Genomic DNA, 12,631 nt, shown 5'->3' with positions numbered 1-12,631 from the left:
ATAGCGACGCGCAAAGCGAGTCCGCGTACCCCTGCGGGGAAGCACGACTCGCTAACGAAGCTACTCAAGAGGCGACGGCTTTAGCGATCGCTGTATCAATTGCTTTATCCCAGTTTGGCTGTTGTTTGATCAGTCCCAGACGAGCCAGCAGTTGGGATTGTGTGACAAGTTCTTGGCGGTATTCCTGATTAGGCGGCTCAAACAGTAAGTTCCGACGACCCAAAGTCAAAGCCGCGGCCTCTTGTGAAAGCTTATTCTCTTTAACTAGGATATCCACCGCCGCCTGACGATTATCTTGAACCCAGGTTAGCGCTTGCTTATAGGCTTTAAGAAACCTCTGTATTGTCTCTGGGTTTTGTTCTATGTACTCTGTGCGCCCAAACAGAGCGACATAGTTCAACACATAGTCACCGCCGTCTACTAATGGGACTACTTCTTTAGCAACTTCAGCACTGGCATAAAAAGGGTCCCAAGTTCCCCATACATCGATCGCACCTGAAAGTAATGCGGCTCTACCTGCATCGTTTTCTATCTGAACCCATTGCACATCAGTGTCTTTTAGTCCAGCCCGTTCTAGTACTTGTACTGCAAAAAAGTAGCTTTTTCCCGATGGGTTGCCGATTTTCTTACCCTTTAAATCAGTTACCTTCTTGATGGGTGAGTTAGGTAAAACTAGCAATCCGTGAGTCTTTGGGCTACGTTCAACTAAGGCGATGACACGGATAGGCTGACCTGCGGCGATCGCAGCTACAGGTGTACCCCCTAAACCCAAATCTAAGGCTCCAGCAGCTAATGCTTCGGTAACTGGCTTGAGCGAAAGTAGGCGACGGAACTCAAAGCTGGTTGATTGTCCTGCAAATGCCTTCTCTAAGAATTTTTGTTGCCGCAGCGCAAACACTGCAACATAGGGTGGCTGAAAGCCTAGACGTAGCTTGCTTGCACTCTTGCTTGTCGCCGCCACAGGAGCCACACTAGGCGTTGTTGATGGGGCTTTGGCAATCTTTCCACAGGCTGCCACGGCTGCTGTTGATATGCCCATTCCTAGCAAGTGACGGCGTTTAATGCTCATATAAATTGCACTATTAATCTACGGCAAGTCGATTGATTTACAGGGGTTAGCAACTAATATTGACATAGCTACTAGCAAAAAGCAAGACACTAGTACCGCAAGGCGGAATTCAAAATGACGCTCTCTACGAGACGCTAAAAGCGAACGCAGACTCGCTAACGCTGCGCTAACAAAATTCAAAATTCAAAATTAATGCAGCGTAAGCGTTTCATTGATTTTGAATGGGTGGTTTATTTACGCCGTATTGTACTAGTACAAGAAGGCAAAAGTAAAAAGGCAAAAGTAAAAAGGCAAAATTAATGCAGCGTAAGCGTTTCATTGATTTTGAATGGATGGTTTATTTACGCCGTGTTGTACTAGTACAAGAAGGCAAAAGTAAAAAGGCAAAAGTAAAAAGAAAGAATGCTTATTTTGTCAGTATTCTGGCTATTTGAAATGGGTGCTTTGTTTACGCCGTATTGTACTAGTACCGTAAGGCGGAATTAAAAATTAATACTTAGACTTTTAAAACAATCTCTAAGGGAATTCCAAATAAAAAAATATCCAATTAACTCTTGTGGGGTGGGCGTCTCGCCCGCCCAGTCCATAGGGCGGGCAGGATGCCCACCCCACAATATAAATACCAGCCTATTTACAAAAATCAGGATATATGAAAATCTTAAAAGGGAAGGTTGTCAGTGGTTTTGGAAACTTTTCTTACTGGATTGAGAAACTCCAGGAATATTACCTGAGAAAAACGGGAATGAAATTCTTCCCTGGGACTTTAAATATTAATTTAGATCAACCTTACTATCTGCCAAAAAATGTAATTCGTCTGGAAAAGGAAGAATATGGAGGGACTGTTTCTGTGAGCATTGTTCCCTGTAAAATATTTGGCAGAGATGCTTTTATCTTAAGAACAGATAAAAATAATACCGAAAATGGAGATCATCCGAGAACAATTATTGAAATAGCTTGCGATGTGAAACTTCGGGAGCTATATAACCTTAAAGATAACGATTTGATTGAAGTTGAGATTCACGATGTCAGATTTATCTGAATTAAAAATCTGCTTGGAGATGAAGCGTTAATCCATTACGCGGTCGTATTTTTGATCCGCAATATAGCAAATTTATATATTGAATCCAAGCTGATAAAGCGATCGCTCTATCAGCCAAAACACATTTGAATGCTACTGAGTTGTTTTGCCACTAACAATCCCTGACCACTGAACTTTTTTCTCTTTCTCCCGGCGGTAAGAAAAGAAATGCTCTGGTGTTTGGAAAGTACAATAAGGTGCGATCGCAATTTGTTCTGTACTAATCCCCAAATTTTCCAACTGTAAAGTATTCACTCGCCTCACATCCAGCCTTACCTTTCCGGGATCGGGGTCTTCTAGTAAAGGTGAATTTGGTAGCTCATATAATGCAGTGAGAATTTTTTCTTCGCTATTATGTGATATGATACTAGCCCCGATTTCGGCAGCCACTTCAATCGAGACTTGGTAAACCTCACCAGCGATCGCAGGGCCCATCGCAATGCGTAAATCATCGAGTTTACTACCTTGAGATTGTAATCGAGCGATCGCTTGGGGCACAATCTTCTTCGCAGTTCCCCGCCAACCCGCGTGTAATGCTGCCACCCGTCCAGTTTGCACATCCCCAATCAACACGGGTGTACAATCTGCGCTAGCAACCCAAACAGCTTGTAGAGGCTGCTCACTCATTAAACCATCCGCCGATGCTAAATCCTCCCCAGCAGAGCTTAAAAAGCTTTCAACCTCTTGAGGGGTGAGAACAGTATTGCCATGAACCTGCTTTAAGCGATAGACTAATGCCTCTGGTTGCAATACTTCTGTGATAACTTGTGGCGATCGCGGCCAGAACTGCTGGGTAAAAAAGCCGTGATGCCAACGTTCCAAAAGACTACAAGTTAGATAGGGCAGTCCTTCCCAATTGTGCCAGTGCCAAGTGTGCATCTTGAACCAAACCTAAACAAATCAATGCTAACTTGAACAACGGAATTTGGGTTAACTGCTGTGGGATTTAATCTGCAAAACTTGGAAGCAGCCTTGCAAGAAGCAGGGCGTAAGCATACATATTTACCATTTTCCCTTCACTTTTTTGAAAGCGTCTCCTCAACCAACCAAACCCTCTGGGACTTACTCAACCAAGGGGCTATTTCAGGAACAGTAGTCATCGCAACTGTGCAATCTGCTGGGCGCGGACAATGGGGCCGTCAGTGGATTTCTCCGATTGGTGGACTATATGTTTCCGTGGCAATTTCTTTCGACCACAAAATAGAAGCTACTGACAGCTATCAGCTAACTTTCGCTACTGCTTGGGGAATTGCGTCTCAATTGCGCCAACTCGGCATAGATGTTGGGATAAAATGGCCCAACGATTTAGTGCTAAATGGTCGCAAACTCGGCGGCATTTTGACAGAAACCAAAGTCAACAAAGGACAAATCACCCAAGCAGTAATTGGTGTTGGTATTAACTGGACAAACCCAGTACCCGAAACTGGAATCAATCTGGAATCGTGGCAAGCATCCCAAAATTTCAGACCAATCTCTTGTCTGGAAATGTTAACCTCTAAAGTCTTGCTGGGAATAGAATCCGGTATGGAGTGCCTGGAACAAGAAGGAATAAGCATACTCTTGTCTCGCTATCTAGATTTGCTTACAAACATGGGCGATCGCGTGTATGTCAATAATCTTTCAGGTACAGTAGTTGGAGTGACATCTCAAGGAAATTTACGAGTTGATTTAGAAACACATGATACAAAGGAACTAATTACACCGGAAATTTATATTGAACCCGGTACAATCAGTTTGGGGTACCATAAATCTTCCGTTTAAATTTGAGGTTTGTTCAAAATTTCGCTCTTTGGGCAAGACAAACCACTAGCATCATCTCTTTAGGCTAATTACACACAACTGAGAGAACAAATGACGCAGCGCAAAAATTCTGCCCCTGATAGTTTGCATTACTTATGGCAGCAAGGTCTGACAAAAAAACGTTTTGCCTCAACACTACCAGCCCAGAGCCTCTGTTGGCTGAGTAGCCTCAGCCTCCTCAGCGGCGGCTTTGTGTTTGCCCAAACGGAAACACCACAAATAGACAACATCGTTCCCACTGTTGAAAGTTCTCAACCAACAGCAGTTATAAATCCAGTCAAAAAACAGGCTGTTGTACCGGAAGCCACTCAAGGGCAACCAGAATTTTCTCAACGGCGAGCCAGACTTAGACAGAGACTAGGCAAACCAGAGGTTGCTCAATCAAAAGAGCCAGTTAGGCAGTCTACACCCAAAATCGAAACTGCCCAACCTGTTGTGATTACCAGACAGTCAAAGCCCAAAGTAGAAGCTTCCCAGGTTACTCCTGCAAGGGTAAGCCCCACCCGCTCTTTACCTGACAAACTCCCAGAAGTTGCTCAACCAAACAACTCAAACAACTCTGTCAGTGTAACTGCGGGAAAAACCAAGGATTATAATAACGCCTATATTGATCCTAATAGTTATGACAGTGGTGCTACAGGTACTTATCAAGCACCAAATTCCGTAATTCTCACAGAACGCTCTAGTGGCTGCCGAGCCATTTTGCCTTCAGGGCAAAGCGTATTAGGTGGCGTTTGTGCCAAAGCACCTGAAAGGAGTGTAGCTGATTCTAATGGTAAAGCAGCACCTACTTGGCTCAGAAGAAGTGAAAACGCTCAATTACCAGTAGTTTCACCCGTGCGGCAAATTGCAAGTACTGGTAACACTAGCAGGTGGCGTCCTACTGAAAGTGGTTCTACTGGTGACACCAAGAGCGCATTTCGCCCGAATCGGTTTATCCCGAATCCTGGCGAGTTCAGCCCCACAACAGTGAGTGCAACTCCCATTACGCCGAGTGGTGGTACTTTACCTCCACCAATGGCAGATGGCAATATTGCACCCCGCCCCAGCAATGTAGCTTACGACTTCTCACTGGCATCAGTATTGCCACAAATCCCCTCTATGGGACGAGTCGCCTATAGTGGTACGGGAATGATGTATCCCTTGTCTATTCCCGCTCCCATTACTTCCTTGTTTGGTTGGCGAGTTCATCCAATTACAGGAACCCAACGCTTCCACGCTGGTACAGACTTGGGTGCGCCTACAGGAACGCCAGTTTTGGCAGCTGCGGCTGGTCAAGTAGAAACTGCTAACTGGGTGGGTGGTTATGGTTTAACTGTTATCCTAAATCACAAATCCGCTGAACAAACTCTCTACGGCCACATGTCAGAAATCCTTGTGAAACCTGGTCAATGGGTACAGCCTGGAACTGTCATCGGGCTAGTTGGCAGCACCGGGTTATCCACAGGGCCTCACCTGCACTTTGAAGTCCGTCACTTAACACAAAATGGGTGGGTTGCTACTGACTCAGGCGTGGAATTACAAAGTGCCCTTAGCCAGTTAGTGCGGGGCTTACAGACCGCCCAGGTTAGTCAGCAACCAGGAAGCTAGATTGGAAATTTTGGATTTTAGATTTTAAATTAATCTAAAATCCAAAATCCAAAATGTCAGAGATACCCGTGTTCTGCTAAGAATGCGGGTGTAATCTCATCCATACTATTTTCATCATGGGCTGTGGTGTGTGGGTTGCCAGAGTAAAGGAATTTTTCGACGTATTTGCCAAGAATATCTCCTTCTAGATTTACCAAACTCCCAGGAAGCAAATAGCGGAGATTTGTCTCGCTGTATGTGAGGGGAATTACCGCCACCTTGAATTGAGAGAGTTCTGGCTCATAAGCGGCAACTGTGAGGCTGATGCCATTGACGGCGATGCTACCTTTAGGGACAATGTACCGTGCGATCGCCTCGGATGCAATAAAGGTCATTTCCCAAGAAGTAGCCGTTTGTTCTGCCACTAGCAATCTACCGATGCCGTCTACATGACCCATCACGAAATGACCGCCAACTTTGCTGCCTACCCTGAGCGATGCTTCTAAGTTGACATATCTCTGTTGTGTTTGCTCACCTCCCAACGTCGTGCGGCGTAGCGTTTCTGGTGAAGCCGTGGCGATAAACCCGTTCTTTAAAACTTTTTCTACTGTCAAGCAAACACCATCGACAGCAACACTGTCACCATAAGCCAAGTCTTGCATAATTACTTCACCCGACTGGCTCACACAAGTAATTTGCCAAGAATCGCCCCCTAAGGGTTCCATCGTTCCTAATGCCTGGATTAATCCTGTAAACACGGCTTTTTTGTCAAACTAACTCTATTTATTGCCTAATTTTGGCTGAAGTCAATTGGTAATTGTCACATAAATCTCGAACATTCAAGTATATTTTCTGACTTTTTTTCGTATAGGGATATTAACACATTAGCATCCTTCACGAGGCATACTTGGGTAAGAAGGTTATTGTCTAAGAAGACCAGTTTGACTTACTCTGGTTTTCACCACAAGTTCGGAGTTTAATAGAAGCAATTATAGAGAACGAATGCTTATGTTTATTACTGTCGCCAAACCGCCGAAAAAGGGGTACTATTTGTTACACAGCATCCAAGGCTCTCAAAGCATTGTAGAGGCCTAGCCAATGATTGAAATGAAAGTTGCTGGCATAGCATTAGATGCCATAACCCGTAGCCCGATCGTACTTTTGAAAGATTCTTCAGATCGGCGGGCTTTGCCAATTTACATCGGTCAGGAACAGGCTAGGGCCATTATGGGCGCACTGGAAAATCAGAAGCCTCCCAGACCCTTAACCCACGACCTGATTGTAAATCTTCTAGAGACTTGGAACATGACTCTAGAAAAGGTAATTATTCATTCCCTGCAAAAGGATACATTTTATGCAGCTTTAATTGTCCAGCAAGGTGAGGTCAAAAAAGAAATTGACGCGCGTCCTAGCGATGCGATCGCTATTGCCCTACGTACAAATACTCCCATTTGGGTAATGGAAGAAGTCATTGCCGATGCTTCTATCCCTGTTGATCGTGATGCAGATGAAGCTGAACAGCAAGCCTTCCGTGAATTTATTTCCAATCTCCGCCCTGAAGACTTGATCAAGCGCTTTGGTAATGGCGATAGCTAGGAGAGTGCTGAGTGCTGTTAGCAGTAGCGGGGCGTTTAGCCCGTGCTGAGTGCTGAGTGTTAAGAAAGAATAGAGAATCTTAAATCTTAAAGAATAAAATAAGTTCTTTATTCTTTCTTTTTCACTTTCTCATTCTTGTACAGACAATATTAATCGTGTTTCTACTCAGCACTCTGCACTCACTACTCAGCACTCAATTTATGCAATACCGACGCTTTGGAAAAACGAATCTGCACCTCTCGGTTTTTTCTCTGGGAACAATGCGTTACCTGGCTTCTTTTGAAAATGCTCACCAAACCATCGAAAAAGCCTTAGCGTTAGGAATTAATCATTTAGAAACCGCCAGAGGTTACGGCAAAAGCGAAGAGTATCTTGGTAGGGCGCTAAAAGCTGGGTTATCAGTACCCCGAACGAGGCTTTACATCACTACCAAAATCTCAGCCACAGCAGATGGTGACTCCATGCGTCGGTCCATCAACGAATCCCTAGAACGATTACAGCTAGATTATGTAGATTGCTTAAGCGTTCATGGTTTAAACACTTGGCAACATTTGGAGTGGGTGCAAGCCAAAAATGGCTGTATGCAGGCCGTTGAGGAAGCTGTTGCCGATGGACGAGTGCGACACGTTGGTTTTTCTACCCACGGGTCATTAGAGGTAATTCAGGCTGCAATCAATACAGATTTATTTGAATTTGTCAATCTGCATTATTACTATTTTTTTCAACGGCACGCACCAGCGATTCAACTAGCTGCCGAAAAGGATATGGGTATTTTCATTATTTCCCCTGCTGATAAGGGAGGACGCCTCTACACGCCACCTCAGACCTTAAAAGACCTCTGCTATCCGTATTCACCCTTAGAACTAAATTATCGATTCTTACTTGCTAATAACCGTATTACTACTTTGAGTATAGGGCCAGCCAACCCAGAAGAATTAATAGAACCTTTGCAAGTTGCTGACCATGATGGGGAGTTAACATCAGCAGAAATTTCTACTTTTTTGCGTTTAGAAAATCACCAAAAAATTGCTTTGGAAACTGATAATTGTAGCCAGTGTTATGCTTGTTTGCCCTGTCCAGAAAACATCAATATTCCAGAGGTATTACGGTTACGTAATCTTGCAGTGGCATACGACATGAAAGACTATGGCCAATATCGTTACGGAATGTTTGAAAATGCCGGTCATTGGTTCCCTGGAATGAAAGGCAATCGGTGTACAGAATGTGGTGATTGTTTACCTCGGTGTCCAGAAAAGTTAGATATTCCAGCGTTGCTGAAAGATACTCACGAAAGATTAAATGGGAAGGCAGGTAGGAGATTGTGGGGATGAAGGAGGCAAGGGGGCAGGGAAGGCAGGGGAAGCAAGGGAAGTAGGGAGAGGCAAGGAGGCAAGAAAAGTGATTTGTATCAATTATTTCGTGAAATGCTATGACCACCCCGAAAAGTTTTTAGGTTTTAACTTCGGGGTTTTCAGCGAACATTCTTAGAAAAATGTAAAATTAATAAAGATTTAATAGAGTCAGGAAGATCCGCCCAAGCTGGGGTATCTCGCCCAAAAAAGATGAAAATTAAAAAAAAAGAAATATCCTACGTCAATCGCTGACGGTTTTTCGCTACAGTGGACGGGCTGTCAGCTTAGTATGGACTACTAGCCGATCGCTTACTATTCTTCTGGCTAGTTTAACTTTAATGGCTGGTCTTTTACCGGCGGCAATATCCTACATCAGTAAATTAATTGTTGATGCAGTTGTATTTGCATCTCAAGTTCATTCACAAAACAATGGTTTTGTCAATATTAATCCCTCGCTATTTTATGTAGGATTAGAAGCGATCGCTGTAATTTTACTAGCAGGCAGTCAGCGAGGAATTATCATTTGTCAATCTTTATTGCGGGCGTTAATGGGTCAGCGAGTAAATGTACTCATCTTAGAAAAGGCACTGACACTGGATCTTAGGCAGTTTGAAGACTCAGAGTTTTATGACAAACTGACCAATGCCCGACGAGAAGCATCAGTTCGTCCGCTTTCTTTAGTAAACCGCACCTTTGGATTAGTGCAAAATGCCCTTTCCCTGATTACCTACGGGATTTTGCTAGTAAATTTCTCAGGTTGGGCGGTAGTAGTACTGATTTTGGCAGCTATGCCTGTATTTATTGCCGAAACAAAGTTTGCTGGAGAAGCCTTTCGCTTATTTAGTTGGCGTGCATCAGAAACTCGTCAACAGCACTACTTAGAAAATCTCCTAGCAAGAGAAGATTTTGTCACAGAAATCAAACTCTACCAGTTGGGAGAGATGCTGCTAGGACGTTACCGCAACTTGTTCGATCAACTCTATGGCGAAGACCGCGATTTGACTCTGCGGCGAGGATTGTGGGGATATCTCCTGAGTTTAGTTAGTACTGGTGCTTTTTACCTAGCTTATGCTTGGATTGTGCTGGAAACAGTGCTAGGTAAGATTTCTTTGGGAGATATGACCATGTATCTTACCGTTTTTCGCCAAGGACAATCTACTTTCTCCAATGCCCTTACTTCTATTGGCGGGATGTATGAAGACAACCTATATCTATCAAATCTCTATGATTTTCTAGAAGAAGAAGTACCAAAGTCATGGGGTAAAGCAACTATTGGTTTAAATTCCCAAGATGGTATCCGTTTCGAGAACGTATCATTTACTTATCCGGGAAGTTCCAAGCCAGCATTGAAAAACATTTCGCTGCATCTGAAACCTAGAGAGAAACTGGCTATTGTCGGTGAAAACGGTTCTGGTAAGACTACCTTAATCAAACTACTTACCCGACTCTACACCCCTGACTCTGGGCGAATTTTCTTAGATGGCTTGGATTTACAGGAATGGGATGTGGATGTGTTGCGCCGTCGCGTTGGTGTGATTTTTCAGAACTTTGTCCGCTACCAGTTCACAGTGGGTGAGAATATTGGCGTGGGCGATGTAGAACATCTCGACAACAAAACCCTGTGGCGAACTGCTGCTGAAAAAGGCATGTCCCAATCTTTTATTGACCAATTACCCCAAAGCTTTCAGACTCAACTTGGTCGTTGGTTTAAGGGAGGACAGGAACTTTCTGGGGGACAGTGGCAGAAAATTGCACTGTCTCGTGCATTTATGCGATCGCAAGCAGATATCTTGGTGTTAGATGAACCAACATCAGCAATAGACGCCCAAGCTGAGTTTGAGATTTTCAATCATTTTCGCGCTGTTACTAAAAATCAGATGGTACTTTTGATTTCCCATCGCTTCTCGACAGTACGAATGGCTGACAAAATCCTAGTTATAGAAAACGGCGAAGTTATAGAACAGGGAACTCACGAAGATTTGTTAAAGCTAGGAGGACGTTATGCCAAATTGTTTCTCTTACAAGCGGCTGGTTATCAATAGGAAAAAAAGTTAAACTGTTGGGTAAACATGGGTCACTAAATGCTCCGTATCGTTAAACATTGCTACCTGATCAAACTATGCAAATAACAAAACAGCGACACTATACCCCAGAGGAATATTTAGAGCTAGAAGAAGCTGCTGAGTATAAAAGCGAATACATTGACGGGCAAATAATTCCTATGGCAGGTGGAACAATAAATCACAATCAAATAGCACTTAACTTGAGTACTGAGTTGAATTTTGCTTTTAAAAAGCAGAACTATCGAGTTTTCATGGGTGATGTTCGTCTGTGGATAACTCAAAAGCGTACCTATACCTATCCAGATGTGATGATTCTGGCGGGTGAACCAGAGTTTTTTAACAACCGAAAGGATATAATTCTGAATCCACAGATTATTGTTGAGGTTTTATCAAAATCTACTAAAGGGTACGATCGCGAAGATAAATTTCAGGCTTACCGAACTATTTCCACTTTCCAAGAATACCTATTAATTGATCAAACTCAGATTCATGTAGATCAATTTTCCAAAACTGGGAAAAAACAATGGACGCTTCGTGAATATGATGAAGAAGATGAAGCGATCGCACTTGTAACCGTACCCTTTGAGATTTCTCTACAAGATTTATACAACAAAGTTAAGTTTGAGCCTGTTGAGTCGGAAAGGGAAAGTGCTGATGTTGAGCAATTGGGGTAAAGTGCGATCGCTTAAGGTGTTTAAAGCACTTAGGCGATCGCTCATTATTTTTGTATATCTAAATTCTTTAAACCACGAAGTTTTGGAAAACTTTCTAACTCAAACTCCTTTTTTATAAGCTGAGAAATATTATTTATTGTTTCAGGCAGAGCAAAAACCATAATAGTATTGAGTGTAGTTTTTCTAATTCCCCCAGTCTGAGGTTCTGGATGACCTATATTTCGCAGAATATCAGAAAGTTTTATTGAGGGATGAGAGTGAACGTTGAAAGTTAATCTATCTTGATTTGCAAAACGTATGTACCAATCGTAGTCTGCTAGAGTATTTAGCTTAATATCTTGGTTTCCACCCAAAAATTCAGTATGTTCAATATTAGGTCTAAATAATTCTCTTAATTCCTCCATTCCATCATCCCATTTCAACTCCTCCTCTGAAAAAATAAATTCAGAATCAACTTGCCTAACTTTTTTCTGAAGTTCATATCCTTTGCAAAGACTTCGATTTAAAAAGGCATACTGGTAGAGTATTTCGGGCATTTCTACTCCAAGAGTATATAAACTCCGTCCCTCGCAGAATGCGCGAGCCTCATCACGCAGTTGATTTATTAGTAGACCAATATCTTTAGTAGCAAAACTTGTGTAATCTCCTCCTTTAGCTTCAAAGGCATCAGCTTTTGCTCTGACACTAAAGGCAAGAGCTACCATTAACGGTAATCTTTCCGGTTTGCCTGTCTCAATACGATTAAGCTGAGTTCGCAGCCAAGCTTCTAAATCCTCGGCTCTTTCAATAAGTTGATCTGCTTCTAGTAATTCAGGTAGTATATAGGTAAATCGTTCATAGGCTTTGAGTAATTTAAAGGTTCGAGTCTCAAACTCTTCTCTACGCCTACGAGCTTCTAAATCTTTAACTTCTTCTACAACATTTTGAAAACCTGCATGCATCTCCATCACGGAGAATATTCATTTGCTGTGCTAAGTTACACTGATTACACACTAATAACTCAAAAGTACGGTGTTGAATAGTAAGGGCATTTTGAATACTGTTAAAACATGACTGAATCTGCTCATTATTTCGGTCTAATTTTTCTGAGAATACTTGAACTTGTTGATGATTTCTGTCTAACTTCTCAACGCATGATTGAATCTGCTCTTGATTCCGGTCTAATTTCTTTTTGATCTTGTGAAGTTGGACAGAATTATAAATGCCTACACCAAGATTGAGTATATTTACTCCAAGATTAGCAATGTTAAATATATCAAGAGATGGTCTAACGGATTGAATTGTCTCTCCACTCGCTCTATAGCGGGTACACCAAGTACCTGCTTCACCTTCGACTACCTCATAATCTGAGGCATTTCCTCCCTTAAATAAATGTGGTTCTGGTCGCTGAGTAAATGGATTAACCATAGTTGTTGCAAAATAGACTTAAT

General features: G+C 42.7%; 13 protein-coding genes. 8 read left to right on the top strand and 5 right to left on the bottom strand.

Annotated elements, in window-relative coordinates:
• Positions 1 to 64 precede the first annotated feature (64 nt).
• The gene (locus V7L07_RS23710; RefSeq protein WP_335061296.1) at positions 65 to 1,069 is read right to left on the bottom strand and encodes an ABC transporter substrate-binding protein; all 1,005 of its coding nucleotides are present in this window, start codon (positions 1,067 to 1,069) and stop codon (positions 65 to 67) included.
• Positions 1,070 to 1,368: 299 nt separating this feature from the next.
• Between V7L07_RS23710 and V7L07_RS23705 the strand changes: the two genes are divergently transcribed.
• Positions 1,369 to 1,503: a hypothetical protein gene (locus V7L07_RS23705; protein WP_335061295.1), complete on the top strand. Its 135-nt coding sequence runs from the start codon at positions 1,369 to 1,371 to the stop codon at positions 1,501 to 1,503.
• Between the two features lie 215 nt (positions 1,504 to 1,718).
• On the top strand, positions 1,719 to 2,108 hold the full coding sequence (locus V7L07_RS23700) for a DUF120 domain-containing protein (RefSeq protein ID WP_335061294.1): 390 nt from the start codon (positions 1,719 to 1,721) through the stop codon (positions 2,106 to 2,108).
• Between the two features lie 132 nt (positions 2,109 to 2,240).
• On the opposite strand, the gene pgeF is transcribed toward V7L07_RS23700, so the two are convergent.
• Positions 2,241 to 3,026 (bottom strand): peptidoglycan editing factor PgeF, encoded by a 786-nt coding sequence (pgeF, locus tag V7L07_RS23695; RefSeq protein WP_335061293.1) that lies wholly within the window; start codon positions 3,024 to 3,026, stop codon positions 2,241 to 2,243.
• A gap of 60 nt (positions 3,027 to 3,086) precedes the next feature.
• Here pgeF and V7L07_RS23690 point away from each other — a divergent pair, with 60 nt between their 5' ends.
• Both V7L07_RS23690 and V7L07_RS23685 read left to right on the top strand, forming a co-directional pair.
• Positions 3,087 to 3,908 carry a biotin--[acetyl-CoA-carboxylase] ligase gene (locus V7L07_RS23690; protein ID WP_335061292.1) on the top strand — a complete coding sequence of 274 codons (822 nt, stop codon included), beginning with the start codon at positions 3,087 to 3,089 and terminating at the stop codon, positions 3,906 to 3,908.
• A gap of 90 nt (positions 3,909 to 3,998) precedes the next feature.
• Complete coding sequence (locus V7L07_RS23685) at positions 3,999 to 5,537, top strand: M23 family metallopeptidase (protein ID WP_335061291.1); 1,539 nt, start codon at positions 3,999 to 4,001, stop codon at positions 5,535 to 5,537.
• 56 nt (positions 5,538 to 5,593) lie between these two features.
• Here V7L07_RS23685 and V7L07_RS23680 read toward each other — a convergent pair whose 3' ends face one another.
• A complete protein-coding gene (locus V7L07_RS23680) occupies positions 5,594 to 6,274 on the bottom strand; it encodes a riboflavin synthase (protein ID WP_335061290.1) in 681 nt (226 codons plus the stop codon).
• Positions 6,275 to 6,614: 340 nt separating this feature from the next.
• On the opposite strand from V7L07_RS23680, the gene V7L07_RS23675 reads away from it, so the two are divergent.
• From V7L07_RS23675 to V7L07_RS23660, 4 genes are all read left to right on the top strand, one after another.
• On the top strand, positions 6,615 to 7,112 hold the full coding sequence (locus V7L07_RS23675) for a bifunctional nuclease family protein (protein WP_012406891.1): 498 nt from the start codon (positions 6,615 to 6,617) through the stop codon (positions 7,110 to 7,112).
• A 200-nt stretch (positions 7,113 to 7,312) separates the two neighbouring features.
• Complete coding sequence (locus V7L07_RS23670) at positions 7,313 to 8,443, top strand: aldo/keto reductase (protein ID WP_335061289.1); 1,131 nt, start codon at positions 7,313 to 7,315, stop codon at positions 8,441 to 8,443.
• Between the two features lie 359 nt (positions 8,444 to 8,802).
• Positions 8,803 to 10,506 (top strand): ABC transporter ATP-binding protein, encoded by a 1,704-nt coding sequence (locus tag V7L07_RS23665; RefSeq protein ID WP_335061288.1) that lies wholly within the window; start codon positions 8,803 to 8,805, stop codon positions 10,504 to 10,506.
• A 77-nt stretch (positions 10,507 to 10,583) separates the two neighbouring features.
• Entirely contained in the window at positions 10,584 to 11,201 is a 618-nt protein-coding gene (locus tag V7L07_RS23660; protein ID WP_335061287.1) for a Uma2 family endonuclease, read from the top strand.
• 44 nt (positions 11,202 to 11,245) lie between these two features.
• On the opposite strand, the gene V7L07_RS23655 is transcribed toward V7L07_RS23660, so the two are convergent.
• On the bottom strand, positions 11,246 to 12,142 hold the full coding sequence (locus V7L07_RS23655) for a hypothetical protein (RefSeq protein ID WP_335061286.1): 897 nt from the start codon (positions 12,140 to 12,142) through the stop codon (positions 11,246 to 11,248).
• Complete coding sequence (locus V7L07_RS23650; protein ID WP_335061285.1) at positions 12,105 to 12,608, bottom strand: hypothetical protein; 504 nt, start codon at positions 12,606 to 12,608, stop codon at positions 12,105 to 12,107. Before V7L07_RS23650 ends, V7L07_RS23655 begins: the two co-directional genes overlap by 38 nt.
• Between the last annotated feature and the right edge of the window lie 23 nt (positions 12,609 to 12,631).

The sequence above is a fragment of the Nostoc sp. genome (genome assembly GCF_036916985.1).
Classification (GTDB): domain Bacteria; phylum Cyanobacteriota; class Cyanobacteriia; order Cyanobacteriales; family Nostocaceae; genus Nostoc.
The sequence above is the reverse complement of the archived record's forward strand: the minus strand, read 5'-3'. Positions and strand labels throughout refer to the sequence as shown.